Origin of the sequence: Nonomuraea solani, assembly GCF_900108335.1 — a bacterium.
Lineage (GTDB): Bacteria > Actinomycetota > Actinomycetes > Streptosporangiales > Streptosporangiaceae > Nonomuraea > Nonomuraea solani.
The window spans coordinates 1-20,512 of sequence record NZ_FNVT01000043.1 but is presented as its reverse complement, the minus strand read 5'-3'; the positions used below and the strand labels follow the sequence as shown (position 1 = coordinate 20,512).

At 69.1% G+C, this 20,512-nt stretch carries 21 protein-coding genes and 1 pseudogene; 5 read left to right on the top strand and 17 right to left on the bottom strand.

Annotated features, from left to right (window positions below; translation table 11 throughout):
* Positions 1-7: 7 nt before the first annotated feature.
* From C4V41_RS58550 to C4V41_RS58525, 6 genes are all read right to left on the bottom strand, one after another.
* Positions 8-1,654 (bottom strand): acetolactate synthase, encoded by a 1,647-nt coding sequence (locus C4V41_RS58550; RefSeq protein WP_103964699.1) that lies wholly within the window; start codon positions 1,652-1,654, stop codon positions 8-10.
* 63 nt (positions 1,655-1,717) lie between these two features.
* Positions 1,718-2,494 carry a DUF4097 family beta strand repeat-containing protein gene (locus C4V41_RS58545; RefSeq protein ID WP_103964698.1) on the bottom strand — a complete coding sequence of 259 codons (777 nt, stop codon included), beginning with the start codon at positions 2,492-2,494 and terminating at the stop codon, positions 1,718-1,720.
* Positions 2,491-3,147, bottom strand: coding sequence for a response regulator transcription factor (locus tag C4V41_RS58540; RefSeq protein ID WP_103964697.1), 657 nt, complete (start codon positions 3,145-3,147; stop codon positions 2,491-2,493). The genes C4V41_RS58545 and C4V41_RS58540 overlap by 4 nt, the downstream gene beginning before the upstream one ends.
* Positions 3,138-4,298, bottom strand: a complete 1,161-nt coding sequence (locus C4V41_RS58535; protein ID WP_103964696.1) for a sensor histidine kinase — start codon at positions 4,296-4,298, stop codon at positions 3,138-3,140. Before C4V41_RS58535 ends, C4V41_RS58540 begins: the two co-directional genes overlap by 10 nt.
* 88 nt (positions 4,299-4,386) lie before the next feature.
* The gene (bioD, locus tag C4V41_RS58530) at positions 4,387-5,103 is read right to left on the bottom strand and encodes a dethiobiotin synthase (RefSeq protein WP_103964695.1); all 717 of its coding nucleotides are present in this window, start codon (positions 5,101-5,103) and stop codon (positions 4,387-4,389) included.
* A 45-nt stretch (positions 5,104-5,148) separates the two neighbouring features.
* Positions 5,149-5,868 (bottom strand): GntR family transcriptional regulator, encoded by a 720-nt coding sequence (locus tag C4V41_RS58525; RefSeq protein WP_103964694.1) that lies wholly within the window; start codon positions 5,866-5,868, stop codon positions 5,149-5,151.
* Between the two features lie 479 nt (positions 5,869-6,347).
* Here C4V41_RS58525 and C4V41_RS58520 point away from each other — a divergent pair, with 479 nt between their 5' ends.
* The gene (locus C4V41_RS58520; RefSeq protein WP_103964693.1) at positions 6,348-7,820 is read left to right on the top strand and encodes a PAS domain-containing sensor histidine kinase; all 1,473 of its coding nucleotides are present in this window, start codon (positions 6,348-6,350) and stop codon (positions 7,818-7,820) included.
* A 32-nt stretch (positions 7,821-7,852) separates the two neighbouring features.
* Here C4V41_RS58520 and C4V41_RS58515 read toward each other — a convergent pair whose 3' ends face one another.
* Positions 7,853-8,107 (bottom strand): WhiB family transcriptional regulator, encoded by a 255-nt coding sequence (locus tag C4V41_RS58515; protein ID WP_103964692.1) that lies wholly within the window; start codon positions 8,105-8,107, stop codon positions 7,853-7,855.
* 267 nt (positions 8,108-8,374) lie between these two features.
* Positions 8,375-9,340: a diacylglycerol/lipid kinase family protein gene (locus tag C4V41_RS58510; RefSeq protein WP_103964691.1), complete on the bottom strand. Its 966-nt coding sequence runs from the start codon at positions 9,338-9,340 to the stop codon at positions 8,375-8,377.
* Positions 9,341-9,428: 88 nt separating this feature from the next.
* On the opposite strand from C4V41_RS58510, the gene C4V41_RS58505 reads away from it, so the two are divergent.
* Positions 9,429-9,812 (top strand): hypothetical protein, encoded by a 384-nt coding sequence (locus tag C4V41_RS58505; protein ID WP_103964690.1) that lies wholly within the window; start codon positions 9,429-9,431, stop codon positions 9,810-9,812.
* Here C4V41_RS58505 and C4V41_RS58500 read toward each other — a convergent pair.
* From C4V41_RS58500 to sodN, 3 genes are all read right to left on the bottom strand, one after another.
* The gene (locus C4V41_RS58500) at positions 9,809-10,588 is read right to left on the bottom strand and encodes an RNA polymerase sigma factor SigF (RefSeq protein ID WP_200825006.1); all 780 of its coding nucleotides are present in this window, start codon (positions 10,586-10,588) and stop codon (positions 9,809-9,811) included. The two genes, C4V41_RS58505 and C4V41_RS58500, sit on opposite strands and share 4 nt — an antisense overlap.
* A gap of 17 nt (positions 10,589-10,605) precedes the next feature.
* Entirely contained in the window at positions 10,606-11,031 is a 426-nt protein-coding gene (locus C4V41_RS58495) for an ATP-binding protein (RefSeq protein WP_103964689.1), read from the bottom strand.
* Between the two features lie 127 nt (positions 11,032-11,158).
* Positions 11,159-11,560 carry a superoxide dismutase, Ni gene (gene sodN / locus C4V41_RS58490; protein WP_103964688.1) on the bottom strand — a complete coding sequence of 134 codons (402 nt, stop codon included), beginning with the start codon at positions 11,558-11,560 and terminating at the stop codon, positions 11,159-11,161.
* 89 nt (positions 11,561-11,649) lie between these two features.
* Here sodN and C4V41_RS58485 point away from each other — a divergent pair, with 89 nt between their 5' ends.
* The gene (locus tag C4V41_RS58485) at positions 11,650-11,952 is read left to right on the top strand and encodes a S24 family peptidase (RefSeq protein WP_103964687.1); all 303 of its coding nucleotides are present in this window, start codon (positions 11,650-11,652) and stop codon (positions 11,950-11,952) included.
* A gap of 29 nt (positions 11,953-11,981) precedes the next feature.
* Here the strand turns inward: C4V41_RS58485 and C4V41_RS58480 are convergent, their stop codons facing one another.
* The 4 genes from C4V41_RS58480 to C4V41_RS58465 all read right to left on the bottom strand — a co-directional run bounded on the left by C4V41_RS58480 (position 11,982) and on the right by C4V41_RS58465 (position 14,917).
* Positions 11,982-12,416 carry a CGNR zinc finger domain-containing protein gene (locus C4V41_RS58480; RefSeq protein WP_103964686.1) on the bottom strand — a complete coding sequence of 145 codons (435 nt, stop codon included), beginning with the start codon at positions 12,414-12,416 and terminating at the stop codon, positions 11,982-11,984.
* 63 nt (positions 12,417-12,479) lie between these two features.
* Positions 12,480-13,223 (bottom strand): amino acid ABC transporter ATP-binding protein, encoded by a 744-nt coding sequence (locus C4V41_RS58475; RefSeq protein ID WP_103964685.1) that lies wholly within the window; start codon positions 13,221-13,223, stop codon positions 12,480-12,482.
* Positions 13,220-14,059, bottom strand: a complete 840-nt coding sequence (locus C4V41_RS58470) for an amino acid ABC transporter permease (protein ID WP_103964684.1) — start codon at positions 14,057-14,059, stop codon at positions 13,220-13,222. Before C4V41_RS58470 ends, C4V41_RS58475 begins: the two co-directional genes overlap by 4 nt.
* Before the next feature lie 3 nt (positions 14,060-14,062).
* Positions 14,063-14,917, bottom strand: a complete 855-nt coding sequence (locus tag C4V41_RS58465; RefSeq protein ID WP_103964683.1) for an ABC transporter substrate-binding protein — start codon at positions 14,915-14,917, stop codon at positions 14,063-14,065.
* 260 nt (positions 14,918-15,177) lie between these two features.
* Here C4V41_RS58465 and C4V41_RS58460 point away from each other — a divergent pair, with 260 nt between their 5' ends.
* Together C4V41_RS58460 and C4V41_RS58455 are read left to right on the top strand one after the other, a co-directional pair.
* The gene (locus C4V41_RS58460; RefSeq protein WP_103964682.1) at positions 15,178-16,389 is read left to right on the top strand and encodes an NAD(P)-dependent malic enzyme; all 1,212 of its coding nucleotides are present in this window, start codon (positions 15,178-15,180) and stop codon (positions 16,387-16,389) included.
* A 241-nt stretch (positions 16,390-16,630) separates the two neighbouring features.
* Positions 16,631-17,989, top strand: coding sequence for a hypothetical protein (locus C4V41_RS58455; RefSeq protein WP_103964681.1), 1,359 nt, complete (start codon positions 16,631-16,633; stop codon positions 17,987-17,989).
* Positions 17,990-18,080: 91 nt separating this feature from the next.
* On the opposite strand, the gene C4V41_RS58450 is transcribed toward C4V41_RS58455, so the two are convergent.
* Both C4V41_RS58450 and C4V41_RS63745 read right to left on the bottom strand, forming a co-directional pair.
* On the bottom strand, positions 18,081-19,658 hold the full coding sequence (locus tag C4V41_RS58450) for a trypsin-like serine peptidase (RefSeq protein ID WP_103964680.1): 1,578 nt from the start codon (positions 19,656-19,658) through the stop codon (positions 18,081-18,083).
* 177 nt (positions 19,659-19,835) lie between these two features.
* Positions 19,836-20,512 (bottom strand): annotated as a pseudogene (locus C4V41_RS63745) (hypothetical protein); the annotation flags it as partial.

The window sequence follows — 20,512 nt, the reverse complement described above, 5'->3', positions numbered from 1 at the left end:
CCAAGGATCACACCCCGGTCGTGTTGCGCGGGTAGGCGATCTGCGGGTCGGTGGCGATGTTCACCATGTACGGGATCCCGGAGTCGAACGCCCTGCGCAGCGCCGGCCCGATCTCCGACGGCTTGGTGACCAGCTCGCCGCCGCCGCCCAGCGCGGTCACCACCTGGTCGTAGCGGCACTGGGGCTGCAGCTCGGCGGCCACGTCGTAGCCGTACAGGAGTTGCATGGGGTGCTTCTCCAGGCCCCAGATGCCGTTGTTGCCGCAGATCATGACGACCGGGAGCCGGTGGCGGACGAGGGTGTCGACGTCCATCAGGGAGAACCCGGCGGCGCCGTCGCCGAGCAGCAGCACCACCTGCGAGGACGGCCGGGCCAGGCGGGCGGCGATGGAGTAGCCCAGGCCGGTGCCGAGACAGCCGTACGGGCCCGGGTCGAGCCAGTTGCCCGGCTGCTTCGGCTCGACGTATTTGCCCGCGTAGGAGACGAAGTCGCCGCCGTCGCCGATCACCACGGCGTCGTCGGCCAGCACCTTGCCCAGCTCGCCGTACACGCGCATGGGGTGGATCGGGTCGGAGTCGGCCGCCAGCAGCTCGGCGTCGCCGGCGATGGCCGCGGCGGCCGCGCCGGACAGCTTCGACGCCCAGGACGCGTACGCGTCCGGCTTGACCCCGGCCTCCCCGCAGGCCGCGCCGAGGCTCCAGAACACCACCGACAGGTCGCCCGCGGCGGACGCGGCCGGCTGCATGTGCGTGGCGAGCTGCGAGGGCGCGTCGGCGATGTGCACCACGCGGGCCAGCGGCGCGCCGTCCTTGCCGCCGAACCAGCCGTAGCCGAGACGGAAGTCGAGCGGCGTGCCCACCACGATCACCAGGTCGGCCTGGGCGAAGGCGAGACCGCGCGCCCGGGTGACGAGCAGCTCGTGCCCGGAGGGCAGGATGCCGCGGCCCTGGCCGTTGGGGATGACCGGCAGCCGCCAGTTCTCGGCGAAGTCGCGGGCGGCCTCCTCGGCGCGGTCCATCCAGACGTCGGAGCCGTAGACCAGCACGGGCCGCTCGGCCTCGGCCAGCAGCCGGGCGATGCTCGCCAGGTCGTCGGGGTCGGGCTCCAGCGGTGACGGAGACTGCGTGTGCACCTCGTGCATCGGAGCGGGCGAGAACAGGTGGTCCATGTAGAAGTCGAGGAAGACCGGGCCGCGGTGGGGCGCGACCGCGGTGCGGAAGGCCACCTCGACGTCCTGGCCCACCGACTCGGCGTCGCTCGCGGTGAAGGCCAGCTTGGTGATCGGGTCGAGCAGCGGCGGGTGGTCCATCTCCTGCAGGGCGCCGCTGCCCCAGCGCGACTGGGGTGCCCGGCCGCCCATGACGACCACCGGAGAGCCGTTGAAGTGGGCGGTCGCCACGCCGCTGACGCCGTTGGTGATGCCGGGCCCGGCGGTCAGCACGGCCAGCCCTGGCTGCCGGGTCAGCCGGGCCGTCGCCTCGGCGGCGAAGACCGCGCTCTGCTCGTGGCGTACGTCGAGGATGCGCATGTCCTCGTGCTTCGCGCCGTCGTAGAGCGGGAAGACATGCCCTCCCGACAGGGTGAACATCGTCTCGACACCATAGGCCTTGGACACGGCGACGGCGGCGTCACCAGCATGCTTCGCAGACTCCATGCCCGGGAACTTACCAACGAGTCACAGGAGTAAACAGACCTTGAGGAAGCCACCTGGATCGCCTTACCGGCAGCACAGGAAGACGACGCCACTCGGAGCGCGCGCGGTGATCCTCCTTTCTGCGCCGGCTCGCCTGCCGAGATCGACGGTGCTGTTGAGCGCGTCCACCGTCACGTCGTAGAACCCGCCGGGCACGTGGACCCGGACGTCGCCCATCGTTCTGACCACCGCTTTCACGGTCGTCGGCGCGTTGGTGAACGACAGGTCCAGATCGCCGCCGCCGACCTCCACGTCGGCCTCCTTCGTGTCGAGCTCCGTCGCGTCCACGTTGCCCGTGCCGATCCTGGCCCACAGCCTGCCCGTGAGGTCGTTGACGTAGACGTCGCCGGCGACGGAGTCGATGCGGGCGTCGCCGAAGATGCTGTTGAGCGTCAGGTCGCCGTCGTTCATGCCGGCCTCGATGTCGGTCTCCGGCGGCACCAGCAGCAGGTAGTCGGCCTGGCAGATGGGGCCGTCAGGCTGGTCGGAGTGGTTGCAGACCGCTTCGAGGCGCAGGGTGCGCGTCTTGTCGTCCCAGTCTTCCGTGACCGTCGGCCGGTCGCTCGACCAGCGCAGCGACCGCTGGATGACCAGCTTGCCGGCCTGGCCGGGCAGGATGATCACGTTGACGTCGCCCTGGCCCGCCTTGATCCGGAGCTGCCGCTCGCCGAACGGGATGGAGCGCGCCGTGGTCTCCTCCGGTGTCCTGGCCCTGGCCACGCCGCGCCAGATCAGCACCGAGGACAGCAGGAGCGCGAAGACGGTCACCACGGTCCCGGCCGTCAGCCAGGCCGCCCTCACGGCAGACTCCTGATCTTGAGGAACTGCAGGACGGCCAGCACGCGCCGGTGGTCGCCCTCCGCCGGGGACAGGTCGAGCTTGGTGAAGATGTTGCCGATGTGCTTGCCCACGGCTCCCTCGCTGAGCACGAGGGCCTGGCCGATGCCGGCGTTGGAGCGGCCCTCCGCCATCAGCCTGAGCACCTCGTGCTCCCTGGGCGTCAGCCGTTCGAGCGGGTCGCTGTTGCCGCGCAGCAGGAGCTGGGCGACGACCTCGGGGTCGAGCGCGGTGCCGCCGGCGGCCACCCGGCGCAGCGCGTCGATGAACTCGGCCACGTCGGCCACGCGGTCCTTGAGCAGATAGCCGACGCCTCCCGTCGCGGCGGAGGCGAGGAGCTGGGCGGCGTAGCGCTCCTCGACGTACTGCGAGAGCACCAGGACCGCCAGCCCCGGCTGCTGGCGGCGCAGCACGAGCGCGGCCCGCAGCCCCTCGTCGGTGTGCGTGGGCGGCATCCGGACGTCGGTGATGACCAGCTCGGGCCGGTGCTTCTCGGCCGCCCGCAGCAGGCCCTCGGCCTCGTCCGCGGCGGCGACCACCTCCATGCCGGAGGCGTCGAGGAGCCGGATCAGCCCCTCGCGCAGCAGTACGGAATCCTCGGCGAGCACTACTCGCACGGCAGCTCCACCTCGATCGTCGTCGGACCGCCCAGCGGGCTGGACAACCGGAGCGACCCGTCGACCGAGTCGATCCGCTGGGCCAGCCCGCGCAGCCCGGTGCCGCCGTCCAGTCTGGCGCCGCCGCAGCCGTCGTCATAGACGGACACGTGCAGGCGGTCGCGCTCGCGCCGCACGCCGACCTCCGCCTTGGTGGCCGCCGCGTGCTTGGCGATGTTGGTCAGTGCTTCGGACACGATGAAGAAGGCCACCGCCTCGATGGTCGGAGTGGCGCGTCGCGCGATGTCGACGCGGAGCTTGACGGGGAAGGGGGCGCGGGCGGCGACACCGGACAGCGCCGCGTCCAGGCCCTGGTCGTTGAGCACGGCCGGATGCAGGCCGCGGACGAAGTCGCGCAGCTCCTTGAGCGCCTGCTTGGCCTCCTCGTGCGCCCGCTCGATGGCCTCGCGGGCCGGCTCGGGCAGGTCGGTCAGCGTGGCCCTGGCCAGCCCGAGGTTCATGGCCAGGGACACCAGCCGCTGCTGGGCGCCGTCGTGCAGGTCGCGCTCGATCCTGCGGCGCTCGGTGTCGGCGGCGTCGATCACGCCCGCCCGGCTCTCGGTCAGCGTCTCGATCCGCTGCCCCAGCTCGGAACGGCTGGGGCCGAGCAGCGTGCGGGCCACCGACAGGTCCAGCGCCGCCATGCCGCGGGCGAGCATCGGCGCGAGCAGCAGCAGCGCCACCCCGATGACCATGAAGAGCAGCACGATCCTGTTGTCTCTCAGGTCGAACACGAACTCCAGAGGCGGCTTCTGGATCCTCGGCGGCAGGAACGACAGCAGCGCCACCACCGCGCCGCCCCACACCACCGCCGTCAGGACCGCCCCCGCCAGGCTCACGAACGGCGACAGCAGGTGGTAGCCGATCTGCCGCCACGTGGCCGGGCTGCGCCAGTCGCTGGGCGTGCGCACGGGCGGGATGTGCGCGCCGAGAAAGGCGTCGAACCTGGAGCGCTGCACCCTGGTGCACCACGGCACCGCCCGCAGGAGCAGAGGCGGGGCCACGACCAGGACGAGCGTCAGCCCGCCGAGCGCCACGCCGACCGGCAAGCCGATCATCACGTGAGCCGTGTCGAGCCAGGCCCGCGCGGACCACGGACGGGGGACTTTCATGCGTCCAACGGTATTGACCAGGAGCAGGGACGGGAAATGGGTCTGGTGTGCCGGTCCATGGTGGTGCTAGCCCCACCCTCTCCGGGGCTCACACGCTGTGCTGCTGCCTGAACCAGGCGGGGTCGAAGACGCCGCCCAGCGTGGCTCCCAGCCCCTTGTACGCCACCTCGGCGAACGCCGCCGCCCCCAGACCCCCGGCCCCTTCCGGCAGCGCCCCGGACAGCGGCCGCGCGGCCAGCATCTCCAGGTCGGCCACGCTGGCTCGGTCGGCCAGCTCGGGGGCGTCCGGCCAGCGCCCGATGACCAGCCCCGCCAGGTCGAGCCCGCGGTGCGCCAGCGCCTCCAGGGTGAGCGCGGTGTGGTTGACGGTGTCACCACCGGCCCGGACCACGACCAGCGCCTGCGCGCGCAGGGTGCGGGCGAGGTCGGCCACGGTGGCGCCGTCTTCGTCGAACCGTTCGAGCAGCCCGCCGGTGCCTTCCACGATCACCAGCCGGTTGCTCTCGGCCAGCTCCCGCACCAGCCCGGCGGCGCCGCTCAGCGACGCGGCCGGCATCCCGGCGAACCTGGCGGCGGCCGCGGGGGAGAGCGGGTCGGGGAAGCGGGCGAGCTCGAACGTGGTGGTGACGCCGGACAGCCGGATCACCCGGTCGACGTCACCGTCGGCGGCGTCGGCCAGCCCGGTCTGGGCGAGTTTGACCACGGCCACCGAGGAGCCGCGCGCCAGCGCCAGTGTCGCCAGGGCCGCCGACACCACGGTCTTGCCCACTCCGGCGGCGGTGCCTGTGACGACGAGGACGCTCATGCACCCAGCCTAGGAGGTCGTACCGGCCGAAGCGGCGGCCGCCCGTCAGGGGCGGCGCAGGCGGGTGACGAACTTGTACCGGTCGCCGCGGTAGAGGGACTGCGCCCACTCCACGGGGTTGCCGTCGGCGTCGAAGGCGTGGCGGGTGAGCAGCAGCATCGGCAGGCCGACGTCCACGCCGAGCGCCTTGGCGTCGTAGGGGGTGGCCAGGACGGTCTCGATGATCTCTTCGGCGTCCGTCAGGCGTACGTTGTAGGCGTTGTGCAGCGTCTCGTACAGAGAGGCGTGCACCTCGAGTTCGCGACGCAGCCGCGGGAAGCGGCGCGCGGACAGGTGGGTGGTGTCGATCGAGACCGGCTCGCTGTTGGCCAGCCGGAGCCGGTGGATGCGCAGCACGCGCCCGCCCGGGTTGATGGCCAGGCGGCGGGCGAGGGCCTCGTCGGCGGTGATGTAGCCGATCTCCAGGATCTTGGTGTCCGGCTCCAGGCCGGCCGTGCGCAGATCTCCGATGTACGAGGTCAGCTGCAGCACCTGAGCCACCTTGGGCTGCGCCACGAACGTGCCCTTGCCCTGGATGCGCAGCAGCCGCCCCTCCACCACCAGCTCGGTCAGCGCCTGCCTGACGGTGGTGCGCGAGGTCTCGAACCGGACGGCCAGCGTGCGCTCGGGCGGCAGCGCCGTGCCCGTGGGCAGGCTCTTGGTGAGCTCGAGCAGGCTCCGTTTCACGTCGTAGTACTTCGGTACGCGGGGGCCGTCGTCGGTCACGCTCTCACCTTCACTTCTGGCACGGCGGTGAGGGCGTGTCTGGTCACCGCGAGATCATCGGAACTCACATCGGCCCGAGTGGTCAACCGCGGGCTGGGACGGCCGACCGGCGCCGGGCGCGCATGGGTGCGTGCGCACCCGGATCCGGGCAGCTCAGGTTGATGGTGAAGGATATCCACAGCAGCATCCGCGATGGCAACCGAGACCGGTCCCAGGGCCGTGTCGCGCCAGAACCACCCGCCCGTGTGGACCACCTCCGGCGTGCCGAGCCTCCTGCGACTGTGATGGTTCTCACAATATGAGATTTCCGACAATTCCTATTGGGTAGACGATGCCGTATCCGCCTTCACTGTGCGAGTGAGCGGGCGTGCGACCCCGTCGTACGGAGTTCTGCCCGCTCATGCCCTGTGCAGTCAAACGTGCCCCTGTCGCCGGGGGTCGGTTTGGTTGTCACGGGGGAAAGCACGCATGATGCACTCGTGCCGACTCTCAGCGACCTCGTAGCCCGTCACACAGCGCTCGACGAGGCGGATCTCGACTGGCTGCACTCGCTGGTCTCCGACTGGCAACTGCTGGCCGACCTCTCCTTCGCCGACCTCATCCTGTGGGCGCCGCTGCTCGGTGAGAACGGCTGGATCGCGATCGCTCAGATGCGCCCCACAACCGGCCCCACCGTCTACCACGACGACATCGTCGGCAGCGTCGCCGCCAGGGGCGAGCGCCACCTCATCGACACCGCGTGGAACGAGCGCCGCATCTGCCGCGAGGGCGACCCCGACTGGTCCACCGGAGTGCCGGTGCGCGAGGAGACGATCCCCGTGCGCCGCGCGGTCGAGGGCGGGGAGGGCCGCTTCCTCGCGGTCATCCAGCGCTCCACCAACCTCTCCTCGGCCCGCACGCCGTCCCGGCTGGAGCTCACCTACCTGCAGAGCGCCTCCGACCTGGCGCAGATGGTGGCCGAGGGGCGTTTTCCGTTCTCGGGCGAGGAGCCGATCCTGGTCCGCTCGCCGCGCGTCGGCGACGGCCTGCTCAGGCTCGACCGGGCGGGGCGCGTCACGTACGCCTCCCCGAACGCCCTGTCCGCCTACCGCCGGCTCGGCCTGCACGCCGACCTGGTCGGCGCCGAGCTGGGCCGGGTCACCGCGACGTTGTGCTACTCCGACGAGCCGATCAACGAAGACCTCATGATCGTGGCCAGCGGGCGCGCGGCCAAGGAGACGGAGGTCGAGTCCGGCGGCACGATCGTGCAGCTCAGAGCCATTCCGCTGATCGTCGGCGGCGGCCGGATCGGCGCGCTCGTGCTCATCAGGGACGTGACGGAGCTGCGGCGCCGCGAACGCGAGCTCATGACCAAGGACGCCACGATCCGCGAGATCCATCACCGGGTCAAGAACAACCTGCAGACGGTGGCCGCCCTGCTGAGACTGCAGGCCAGACGGCTGCAGGTGCCCGAGGGGCGGGAGGCGCTGGAGGAGGCGGTACGCCGGGTGGGGTCGATCGCGATCGTGCACGAGACGCTGTCTCACGCACCCGAGGAGTTCGTGAACTTCGACGAGATCGCCGACCGCGTGTTCGCGATGGCGGGGGAGGTGTCGTCGCCCGAGGTGGCCGTCACGCCGCGCCGGGTCGGGGAGTTCGGTGTCCTGCCCTCGCTCATCGCCACGCCGGTGGCCATGGCGCTGACCGAGCTGTTGCAGAACGCGTTGCAACATGGGCGGCCCAAGCGACTGGAGGTGGTGGTCGAGCCCACCATCGAGCGGCTGAACGTGACCGTCTGGGACGACGGCCGCGGGCTGCCCGCCGGATTCGACCTCGACAGTTCCACCAGCCTGGGGCTACAGATCGTGCGAACGCTGGTGGAGGGGGAGCTGTCCGGCCGGCTCACCATCGAGCCGCGGCTGGAAGGGGGTACGGAGGTCGTCCTCTCGATCCCGCTCCCGCCCGCCGGATGACGTGGTTTCAGGCGGTCGTTTCAGGCTGTTGTTCAGGCGGAGGCGCGGGCGCGGGCACGAGCGGTGCGGCGCTTGAGAGCGCGTCGCTCGTCCTCGCTCAGACCGCCCCAGACGCCAGCGTCCTGACCGGACTCCAGCGCCCACTTCAGGCAGGCGTCGACGGCCGAGCAGGACCGGCAGACCTGCTTGGCCTCCTCGATCTGCATGAGGGCCGGGCCGGTGTTGCCGATCGGGAAGAACAGCTCGGGGTCCACGTCACGGCAGGCAGCTACGTGGCGCCAGTCCATGCGTCCACTCCTTAGTAGATGGAGCCTCTGGTCGGCTCCGTGCGGCTACTTTGTGAAGAGTTTCACTAACTCGCGCGAACAATTACCCGAATCCTGTTGAGGACCGGGGTCGTCCGCTGCCCGTCGGAGGACCTCGGGGTTGTTAAAGGTCCTACGTTCCGACATCCCTGAGCTTGTCAGCCACGGAGAGTGCTCGCAAGAGGGTTGACGGGAAGTTTTGGTGGTGATGGATGTCGGATGCGTCACACAATGACCGAATGTAACCAGCTAGACCAGAACTTGTAATGCGTTCGGTGTAGACCGGAATGTTACGGTTTCACGTTCTCCCAGGTAGTCGCCGTCCAGTTGGAAGGCCATAGGGCGCTCCGCGGTGAGAGTGAACTCGGGCTCGTCATGGAGCTGGACGAGGTGCCGGCCGGACGGAAGGTTGTCACTCTCCGTAAGGATCTGCCGGATCACCGGCGTGAGCGCGACCAGCCCCAGCCGCCGCAGTCCTAGGAGGTCCAGCCCGGTCTCGAAGCTCGCCCACGGGGTCGGCCGGACGGGGAGGGCGCCGACGTACGTCCATGGTGAGGTGTTGGTGATGAGCGCCATGAACACCCCCGTCGCCGTGGGGATGCCGGGACCGGTCAGGGTCATCGCCGGATGCCGCTTGTCCGTGGCCAGATAGTGCCGTAGAGCGGTGTTCACATACCGTGCAGGGGTAGCCTTCCTGCCGGTGCCCCGGAGGCCCTCTACGGCGCGTATGACCTCGGCGTCGTAGCCCATCCCCGAGCAGAAGGTGAAATAGCGGCTTTCGCCGTCCCAGAGGGCCTGCCCCAAACCCACCGTCCTGCGCCGGCCCTCCCTGAGCGCCTCCAGCACCACGCCCGTGGACTCCACCGGATCGTTCGGCAGCCCGAGCGCGCGGGCGAAGACATTGGCGCTGCCACCGGGGATGACGATGAGCGCGGGCCGTTCGGAGCTGGGATCGTCGGACGGCGGGATCCGCTCGCCGTCGACCGGGTTGAGCAGGCCGTTGACGGTCTCGTTGATCGTGCCGTCGCCCCCGAGCACCGCCATCACGTCGTAGCCCTTGGCGCGGGCGGTCGCGGCCAGCGAGGCGGCGTGGCCCCGGTAGCGCGTCTCCTCGACCGTGAGGTCCACGGCCGCGCCGAGTGCGCGGATCAGCACGTCCCTGGTGCGGGAATTCGTGGTCGTGGCCTTGGGATTGACCAGCAGCATGGCGCGCATATCGCCAGCGTAGCCAATGGCGTTGTCCGCCTAATCGGCCGAACGTCCTGTTTCCTGGACCGCCCGCCCCGAGAGGTAGGGTACGGACGTGAATCCTCGCCCGCTCACCCTCCTCATCGCCGCCGTGGTCGTCGCCCTCGAAGGGCTGATCGCGCTCGGGCTCGGCGTCTACGTCGCGGTGGAGACGCTGATGGGAGTGCCGGCCACCCTGATCGGCGCCGTGGCGGAGGCGGTCTTCGGCGTGCTGATCGGCGCCGGTCTGCTCTGGGTCGCCTGGGGCGGGCTGTTCAAGATGGAGCGGTGGGGGAGGTCGCCGGCCGTGCTGGCCCAGATCTTCATGCTGCCCGTCGGCGGCACGCTGATCCAGTCGGCGCAGCCGCAGCTCGGGATCCCGCTGATCGTGGTCGCCCTGACAGGGCTCGTGACCCTGCTGGCGCCTCCCACCACCCAGGCTCTCTACGGCGAGGGTTAGTCGTCCGCGGTCAGGCCCTCGCGCAGCTGCGCGAGGGTGCGGGCCAGGAGCCGTGAGACGTGCATCTGCGAGATGCCCAGCTCGGTGGCGATCTGCGACTGCGTCATGTTGCCGAAGAAACGCAGCAGCAGGATGCGCTTCTCGCGCGGCGGGAGCCGTTCGAGCAGCGGTTTGAGCGACTCGCGGTATTCCACGCCCTCAAGCGACTCGTCCACGATGCCGAGCGAGTCGGACACCGCGGGGGCGTCGTCGTCGCCGGAGTCGGGCGCGTCGAGCGACACGGTCGAGTAGGCGTTGGCCGACTCGAGGCCCTCGAGCACCTCCTCCTCGGTCATCTTCAGGTAGGAGGCCAGCTCGGAGACCGTCGGGGCACGGCCCTCGCGCTGGGACAGGTCGCTGATCGCCTTGGTGAGCGAGAGCTTCAGCTCCTGCAGGCGGCGCGGCACGCGGACCGCCCAGCCCTTGTCGCGGAAGTGCCGCTTGATCTCACCGACGATGGTGGGCGTGGCGTAGGTGGAGAACTCCACGCCGCGGTTGAGGTCGAACCGGTCGATCGACTTGATCAGGCCGATCGTGGCGACCTGCGTGAGGTCGTCGAGCCATTCGCCCCGGTTGCGGAAGCGGCGGGCCAGGTATTCGACCAGGGGAAGGTGAAGCTCGACCAGCTCGTCCCTGATGCGCTGGCGGCGCGGCTCCTCGGGACCCAGCTCGGCCAGCTCGGCGAAGAGCATGCGAGCGCGCACCCTGTCGGGCACGGCGTGTTCGCTGGTGGCCATGGCTCCAGTCCTTTCCGTCACGCCGGCCTCGCCGCGCCTCGGCGCTTACGCAGGACGATCGCCATGCGATCAGGGGAGTCGGTCACCGCGTCGACGTCGTCGGCCAGGGCGGTCAGCACCATCCAGGCGAAGTCGTCGCGCTTGGGCGCTGAGCTGCCGACCGTCGCCACCTCAACCCTGACCTGCATCTCCTGCCCGGTCAGCTCGAACTCGGCGGTCAGATCGGTGCCCGGGACCGCCTCGGTCAGCAGCATGGCGCAGGCCTCGTCGACCGCGATGCGCAGATCCTCGATCTCGTCCAGGGTGAAGTCGAGCCGCGCCGCCAGACCGGCGGTGGCCGTTCGCAGGACGGACAGGTAGGCGCTCGCGGCGGGGAGCCTGATGCTCACCACGTCACGAATGCCGGCCACGCCCTCTGCGCGCGTCTCGGTTTCCTCGGTCACGTTCCTCCTCGCGTTTCCGACGCTGACTGCAACTTACCGCCCCTGAGAGGTGCTTGGACTATTCAGACTCGCCATCAACGGAAAAGGCTCTGCGCGGTTGGGACCGCACAGAGCCTATTGTGCCGTTTTAGGCGGCCTTGGTCTCCCAGAAGATCTTGGAGATTTCGTCGATCTTGCCCAGCAGGTCCTCGGCCTTGGCGACGTCGACCGTGCCCTTGGCGCCCGCCGCGCCCGCGAGCTTGGTGGCGTCCCAGAACAGCTGGTGGAGCTGGGGGTACTGCTCGAGGTGCGGCGGCTTGAAGTAGTCGGTCCAGAGCACCCAGAGGTGGTGCTTGACCAGCTCGGCGCGCTCCTCCTTGATGGTGACCGCGCGGGAGCGGAAGACCGGGTCCTCGTTGGCCGCGTACTTCTCCATGATCGCCTTGACCGACTCGGCCTCGATCCGGGCCTGAGCGGGGTCGTAGACCCCACAGGGCAGGTCGCAGTGGGCGGAAGCGACATGCTTGGGTCGTAGCAGTCGTGCGAGCATCAGAAAGTCCTTCCTGGATGCTGAATCAGCTTGGTCCACAACCGACCTTACTCGTGTCCCATCGCCTGCCGTGTAGGGGGTCATAGCCGATGAGAGTGCGTGTCGAAGGTGATTCGATGCGCCCCGGGCTGATGCCCGGGGACTGGCTTCTGGTGCGCCGGGGGGCCACCGTGCATCCGGGCGATCTCGTGGTGGCCAGGCTTCCCGGCGATCCCGGGCGGCTCATCGTGAAACGGGCGCAGTGGCACGGGCGGGACGGGTGGTGGCTGGAGAGCGACAACCAGCGGGCCAGCGGGCGGCGCGACAGCTGGGACTTCGGGCCGGTCTCCGACATCGTGGGGCGGGTGGTGCTGCGCTACTGGCCCCTGATGCGGCGCCGTCAGGAGCCGTAGCGACGGCGTCAGGAGCCGTTGCGGCGCCGTCAGGAGCCGTTGCGGCGGCGGGCGCGGAAGGCGGCCACGTTGGCGCGGCTGGCGCAGCGGGACGAGCAGTAGCGGCGGGAGCGGTTGGAGGAGGTGTCGATGAAGGCGCGTCCGCAGTGCGGCTCACGGCACCGGCCGAGCCGGTCCGCGCCGAACTCCGCGACGACCGCGGCCAGGCCCATCACGGCGCTGGCGGCGGAGTCCTCGGCCAGGTGGAGGTGCCAGCCGGTGCCGTCATGGTCGGAGAGCTGAGGGCGTACGGGATAGCGCACGAGAAGGGCGTTCAGGCGCTCGGCCACCACCGTGGCCGCGTCTCTGTCGCCGGCCGTGTCGAAGACGGCGGCCAGCTCGTCGCGCAGCCGCCTGAGCTCGGGCGGCGGGTCAGGGTCGTTGGCCAGCCGGACCGCCCACTCGGCGTAAGAGGTCAGGTCCATGCCGGTGTATTACACCAGACGGCGGGGCGGCCCGCGAGGAACCGCGCGCCCCGCCGTCCGCGCCTATCCCTCGGGGTGCAGCACGCGGTGCAGGAACGTACGGGTGCGCTCGTGCTGTGGATCACCGATCACCTGGGCGGGGGCGCCGTCCTCGACGATCACGCCACCGTCCATGAACACCACCCGGTCGGCCACCTCGCGCGCGAAGCCCATCTCGTGGGTGACCACGAGCATGGTCATCCCCTCCTCGGCCAGCTTGCGCATGACGGTGAGCACGTCGCCGACCAGTTCGGGGTCGAGCGCCGAGGTCGGCTCGTCGAACAGCATCAGGTCCGGGTTCATGGCCAGCGCCCTGGCGATGGCCACCCGCTGCTGCTGCCCGCCGGAGAGCTGGCTCGGCAGGGAGTCGCACTTGGCACCCACGCCGACCTTGTCCAGGTTTTCCCTGGCGACGATCTCGGCTTCCTTCTTACTCCGCTTGAGCACCCGCTGCTGGGCGATCATCACGTTCTGCAGCGCCGTCATGTGCGGGAACAGGTTGAACTGCTGGAAGACCATGCCGATGTGCCGTCTGACGGCGTCGATGTCGACGTCGAGGTCGGTCACCTCGACCCCCTGCACGAACACCTTGCCCCGGGTGGGCTGCTCCAGCAGGTTGACGCAGCGCAGCAGGGTGGACTTGCCCGAGCCCGACGGGCCGATGACGCAGACCACCTGGCCGGGCTCGACCGTCAGGTCGATGCCCTTGAGCACCTCGTTCTTGCCGAAGTATTTGTGCAGGTCGTGCAGCTCGATGGCGTTCGTCATGCGGTCCTCCCCTTACGTCCCTCCAGCCGGGACGCGAGGTAGCCCAGCGGAATGGTGACGATCAGGTAGGTCAGGCCGGCGACCATGATCGGCGTGGCGTTGGCGAACTGGGAGGCCAGGTCGTTGCCGAACTTGGCCAGCTCGACGTACTCGCCGGACACGCCGAGGAACAGCACCAGCGACGAGTCCTTGAGCAGCGCCACGAACTGGTTGGTGGTCGGCGGGATGACCATGCGGATGGCCTGCGGGATCACCACGGTCACCTGGGCGCGGGTGGCCGACATGCCGAGCGACCTGGCGGCCTCGGTCTGCCCCTTGGGCACGGCCTGCAGGCCCGCGCGGAACACCTCCGCCTGGTAGGCCGCGCCGACCAGGCCGAGCCCGAGAATGCCCTGCCCGTACGTGCCCCCGGGCACCTGGAAACCGGGCAGCGCCAGCGGCAGGAACGTGATCATCAAGAAGATCAGCAGCGCGGGCAGGCCGCGGAAGATCTCGATGTAGACGCTCGCGATCCACCGGTACGGCAGGACCTGCGAGAGCCGCATGAGCGCCAGCACCAGGCCCAGCACGAACGCGAAGACGAACCCGCCCACCGTGTAGATGATCGTGTTGCGCAGCGCGATGGTGAACAGGTCGGGCAGGGCCTCCTCCGCCACGTCGATCTTGGCGAAGTTCTGGGCGAGGCTGGCCCAGTCGGCGTACAGGGCGACGCCGACGAGGACGGCGGCCAGGACGACGTACTGGACGGCGAGGCTGATCCGCTGCTTCTTCCGGGGGCTGAGCCTGGCACGCCCAGGCTCAGCCGTCTTCGGTGCCGTCTTCGGCTGGTCGGCCATGGATCAGCCCAGCTCGCCGGGCTTCTTGCCGAACCACTTCACGAAGATCTTCTCGTAGGTGCCGTCTTCCTTGGCCTTGGTGATCTCCTCGTTGATCGTCTTGAGCAACGTGGGGTCGGCACCCTTCTTCAGGCCGATGCCGTACTGCTCACCGGTGTCGAGGCTGCCGATCATCTCGAACTTCTCGGCCACCTCGGGCTTCTTCAGCCAGGTGAGCACGACGGGCAGGTCCTGGACGATCACGTCGGCCTGGCCCGCCTGCAGCGCCAGCAGCTCCTTGGCGGAGTCGGCGTACTCGGTGGGGTCGAAGCCCTGCTTCTTGACGTATTCGAGGCCGGTCGTGCTGGCCTGGGCGCCCAGCTTGAGACCCTTGGCCTTGACGTCCGCCAGCGACGTCGCCCCCGTGCCCTTCTTGGCCAGCAGGGCCTGCGTGGCGTCGAAGTAGGGCACGGAGAAGTCGATGTTCTTCTGGCGCTCGGGCGTGATCGTCATGCCCGCGGCGGCGACGTCGCACTTGCCCGCGGCCATGGCGGCGCCGCTCTTGATCACGGCGAAGTCGATGTCCACGATGTTCTGGGTCACGCCCAGCTTCTTCGCGGCCAGGTCGACGATGTCGACGTCGAAGCCGACGATCTTGCCGCTGGCGTCCTTGAACTGGAACGGCTCGTACGGGATGTTCGTACAGACCGTGAGCTTGCCGGGCTGCACCAGCTTGACGCCGCCGGCGGCGGAGGCGGTCGCACTGGTGGTGCCGGAGGTCGTGCCGCTCTCGCTGCCGCACGCGGTCAGTGCGAGAACAGCGGTCAGGGCGAGCGCGCCGGCGGCGTAGCCGCGGCGGCCCTTGGGGCTGAGGGCCATGTACGGCCTCCTCGAAGTGAAATGCTACGAAACTTGCGTTTTGTGCAGTTTAAATGGGGTTTTGCTGCGGTCCGTCATCCGCCATTTAACAATGCGTCAACAGAACGGCGTCGGCTACGACACCGAACACCATCTCAGCATGTGGCACTATGGGGGAACGGGTGACCCCCGTACCCCTCTGAGACGACCGATGAGGGGACCCTGGCAGCACCGAAGCCAGGCCACTCGCGCTCGTCCGCCGACGGTCTCTTCCGCTTCCAATGACTACAGGGGTCGCTGTGGCTGCCACGCCCGCTTCTGCTTCCATCGAATCACTCGACCTCGACCCGGCTTTCGCGCTGCACCGCGGAGGCAAGCTCGAGGTCCGCTCCACCGTTCCCGTCCGCGACGCGGACGACCTCTCCCTCGCCTACACGCCCGGCGTCGCCCGGGTCTGCACCGCGATAGCCGACAACCCCGCGCTGGTCAACGACTACACCTGGGTCTCCCGGGTGGTCGCCGTCGTCTCCGACGGCACCGCGGTGCTCGGCCTCGGCGACATCGGCCCCGCGGCCGCCATGCCGGTGATGGAGGGCAAGGCGCTGCTGTTCAAGGAGTTCGCCAACGTCGACGCCGTCCCCATCTGCCTCGACTGCACCGACGTCGACGCGCTCGTCGAGACCGTGGTGCGTCTCGCGCCCTCGTTCGGCGGCATCAACCTGGAGGACATCAGCGCCCCCCGCTGCTTCGAGGTCGAAGACCGGCTGCGCGATCTGCTCGACATCCCCGTCTTCCACGACGACCAGCACGGCACCGCCATCGTGGCCCTGGCGGCCCTGCAGAACGCCGCCCGCCTGACCGGCCGCTCCCTGGGCGACCTGCGCGCCGTGGTGGCCGGTGCGGGCGCCTCGGGCGTCGCCGTCACGCGCATCCTGCTGGAGGCGGGCATCGGCGACATCGCGGTCGCCGACTCCAAGGGCATGATCTACGCGGGCAGGGAGGGCCTCAACCCGATCAAGGAGGCGCTCGCCCGCGACACCAACCGCGCGGGCCACACCGGCTCGACCGAGGAGGCGCTGGCGGGGGCCGACCTGTTCTTGGGGCTGTCCGGATCCACCGTCTCGGAGGAGGCCATCGCCTCCATGGCGCCCGACGCCATCGTGTTCGCCCTGTCCAACCCCACCCCCGAGGTGCACCCCGACGTGGCGGCCAAGCACGTCGGGGTCGTGGCCACCGGGCGCTCCGACTTCCCCAACCAGATCAACAACGTGCTGGCCTTCCCCGGCGTGTTCCGTGGCGCGCTCGACGTGCGGGCCACCACGATCACCGAGAACATGAAGGTGGCCGCGGCCAACGCGCTGGCGGGCGTCGTCGGCGACGACCTGTCGTCCGCGTACATCATCCCGAGCCCGTTCGACGAGCGCGTGGCGCCGGCCGTGACGGCCGCGGTGGCCGCTCAGGCGCGGGCCGACGGCGTGGCGCGCCTGGTCTGAGCAGCGGGGGCCTTTCGGCCCCCGCATCCCTTTAGGGCTTTCGGAATACTCCGGCGTGCCTCGGGTAGTAGAGGTCCCCGTCCAGGAGTGAGCCGCCGGTCTTCGCTGCGTGGATCCGGCGCATGGGTGTGGGATGGAGTTGGCTTGTCCTTTGGGAACTGCCATAAATCCTTTACGCAAGGTGCTATAACAGTAGCTCTCTGTAAGGATGTGGGCGCCGGCTCCTGTGACGAGGAGAGCGATGGAACGTGAGCCGAATCGACTGCTGCAGCAGCTCATCGCGGAGGCGGGGTTTTCCCACAAGGGACTGGCCAGGCGCCTCAACGATCTGGGCGCCGCTCGTGGCACGCCCGGCCTCAAGTACGACCACAGTTCCGTCCTGCGCTGGATCGGCGGTCAGAGGCCGCGCGATCCCGTGCCGTGCCTGCTCACCGAGATCTTCGCACTGCGGCTAGGCAGGCAGGTCAGCTCGGAGGATCTGGGCATGCCGGCCATCATCACACCCCTCGATCTCGGACAGGAGTTCACGCACACGTGGCAGGAGGGGGTCGCGACCGTGACGGCGCTGTGGCGAGCCGATGTGGAGAGACGGAGGTTCCTGATCGACTCGACGTTCGCGATAGGAGCAGGCTCGGTAGGAGCCATTCGCTGGCTGACGTCCCCGTCCGAGGGACGCCCGAGCGGCACCGGCACGCGGCGGGTCGGCCGCGCCGACGTCGCCGCGATTCACGAGGTCACCCGATCCTTCGGTGAGCTCGACAACCGGTTCGGCAGCGGCCGGGTCCGCTCGTCCGTGGTCAAATACCTCGACACCGCCGTCTCGCCCCTGCTCAAGGACGGCTCGTACGGGGAGTCCACCGGCAGGCAACTGGCCGCGGCGGCCGCCGAGCTGACCCGCCTGGCGGGCTGGATGGCCTACGACATGGAGCAGCACGGCCTGGCCCAGCGCTACCTGATCCAGGCCCTGCGCCTGGCCAGGGGCGCCGACGACCAGACCCTGGGCGGCGAGATCCTGGCCGGCATGGCTCACCAGGCCATCTACATGGGCCAGCCGGCCCACGCCCTCGACCTGGCCAGGGCCGCGCAGATGGCGGCCCGCACCGCCGGGGTCAAGACGCTCCTCGCCTCCGCGCACGTCCTGGAGGCCCACGCGCACGCCGGCATGGGTGACGCCCGCTCCTGCGGCGCCTCCCTGCACGAGGCCGAGTGCGCCTTCGATGCCCGCAAGCCCGCCGAGGAGCCCAAGTGGCTCAGCTACTTCGACGAGGCTTACCTGTCCGCGAAATTCGCCCACTGTTTCCGTGACCTGGGGGAGGGCGAGCGGGCCGTGCGTCAGGCTCGGCGATCGCTCGACATGGACTCCCGGTTCGTCAGGGGGCGCATGTTCAACCTGTCGCTGCTGGCGGCCGGGCTGCTGCAGTGCGGGGAGCTGGAGGAGGCGTGCTCGGCGGCGTCCGGGGCGCTGACGCTGGCCAGTGAGCTGCAGTCGAGCCGGTCCCGGTCGTACGCGGCCGATCTGCGGCGGCGGCTGGAGCCGTACAAGAACGAGCGGCCTGTGATGGCGCTGCGCGAGCGTACGCGTGAGCTGACGGCGGTGTGATGGCGCTGCGCGAGCGTCTGTGCGAGCTGACGGCCGTGTGAGATGAAGAAAGGCCCAGATCCTTGGATCCGGGCCTTTCTCGTGGCAGAGGCTACTTCAGCATGTCGCCGTTCGGGCCGACGATCGCCTTGGTCTCGGCGTAGTTGGCCTTGTTGTAAACGTCGGCCACCTCACCGTCGAAGTAGGCCGAGCTGATGTAGTCGATCCGCTCGTTCTTGTCGGTGTCCGCGAACAGGCTGGTCACGCCGTTGACGTAGCCGGTGCGCTTGTTGTTGTCGTAGCGCATGAGCCAGGGGCCGCCGTCGGCGCCGCCCGTCATGGAGCACTTGAGCACCTGGTGGGTCTCCACCTTGAAGGTGTTGACCTGGTACTGCTTCGTGCCGGTCTTGCCGGTGCACCACTTCGGCGTGACGCCGGTGAACGGCCGGTCGCCGTCGGGGTGCGGGTCGCTCGGGTAGCCGAAGGCCGTCACGACCTGGCCCATCTTCTGGTTCCACGCGATGCCCTGGCCACCGACCACGTCACCGAGACGGCCCAGGTCCTTGGCCTTGCCGGCGGTCGGGAAGATGAAGAAGCTGTCGTGGAAGTACTTGGTGCCGGCGGTGACCTTGTACCACTGGACCAGGTAGAACTGCTTGAGCCAGTAGTCGCCGAGGTCGTCCTTGTAGACCTTGCCCTTGACCTTGCCGGCGGCCTTGTCATTGAGCAGTTGCTTGTACTGGGCTTCGGTGAGCGGGGTGCTCTTGGTGGCACCCTTGTCGCCGTTCTTCCACTTGCCGGGGTCCTCGTCGGCCGCCGGGGCCGCGTTCCACTGCAGCTCCGTGACCTCGACCTCGTTGTTGGTCGGGACCGAGTCCTTGAAGTTGCCGCCGGCGGGGTCCTTCGTGGTGAAGCCCTCGGCGCGGAAGCCGCTGTTGGGGCCGTACTTGTCGAGGCCCTCCTTATACTGCTGCTCCGCCGTCTTGCCGCCCGGGATGTCCTTGAGTTCGGTGGACTTGACGCCCTTCTTGCCCATGAAGCTGTCGAACTCGGACTTCAGCACCTGCTTGCCCTCGCCGCCGCCGAGGAGGGAGAAGCCGTTGTGGACGGCCACGAAGGCGAAGTCGCCGTCGTAGTCGTCGTAGGTGTCGAGGTCGTAGGCGGTGAAGGCGTACGCGCCCACGTAGACGCCCCAGGGCGACTTGCCCTGGTAGTAGCCCGGAATGAAGATCCAGTTCCGGTAGACGTCCTTGCCGTTCTCGTACACGCAGTGGCCGGCGGTGGCGACCAGGTTGCGGTTGCGCGACTGGATGGAGGTGGCCGAGCACCAGCGGAGGTTGTTCTTGCTGTCGACGAAGAACACCTTGCCGATGGTCTTCGGCAGGTTGATGTTCTTGGAGGCCGTGGGCTTCGGGTTGCCGGTCGGGGACGTCATCCCGGGCTTGCCGTCGGGGGCGCTCTGGCTCCCCGACGAAACGAGCCTGGGCACGGTCTTGGCGTCCAGGCGGTACTGGGTGGCCTTACGCAGGGCCGCTCCGTTGGCGTCGAGCCAGAAGTCGGCGACGCCGTACGCGTCCGCGGGCTTGGGGGCGAGGTTGTCGGTCGCCCATTGGGGTTCTGCCTGGGCGGGGACGGCAAGGGCGGCGGCGCTCAGGCCAGCGACGGCGAGGGGGATGAGCAGGCGCTTCAACGGAGGCTCCACAGATTGTCAAACGGGGTGTAAAGACCCTATCGACTCTGAGTGACTCCCGGTAAGGGAAGTGACCAGATTTGTCGATATATAAAGGCCAAAGGGCCCGGCGGATGCCGAGCCCTTTGGTGTTGCTACTGAACGCCGACCGGAGTCGTTGTTCGGATCGCGGCGTTACTACTTGACGAGCTTGCCGGACCACACGGCCGCAGCGGCCTTGTAGATCGTGGCGGTCTCGCCGTCGAAGTACGGCGACGTGATCGTGTCGTAGCGCTTGTCGTCGTTGGTGTCAGCGATGAGGCTGGTGACACCGTTGACGTAGCCGAGACGCTTGGCGTTGCTGTACTTGTACAGCCACGGGCCACCGTCGTAGCCGGCGGTCACGGCGCACTTCAGGGACTGCTGCTCTTCGACCTTCTTGGAGGGGATGAGCAGAGCCTTGCTGGCGGTCTTGCCGTAGCACCACTTCGGCGTGACACCGGTGTAGGGCCGGTTGCCGTCGAGGTGGGGGCCGTACGGGTAACCGAACGTCCGGACGTACTTGCCGGCGGACGGCTGGTTCCACGCGAAGCCCTGGCCACCAACGTTGTCGCCGAGACGGCCACGGTCGACCAGCGAAGCCTCGCCACCGGTGAAGATGAAGAAGCTGTCGTGGTAGTACTTGGTGGCGGCGGAGACCTTGTACCACTGGATGACGTAGAACTGGTTCAGCCAGTAGTCGCCGAGGTCGTCCTTGAACACCTTGCCCTTGACCTTGCCGGCGGCCTTGTCGTCGAGCAGCTGCTTGTACTGGGCCTCGGTCAGCGGGGTGAGCTTGGTGGCACCCTTGTCGCCGTTCTTCCACAGGTTGGGGT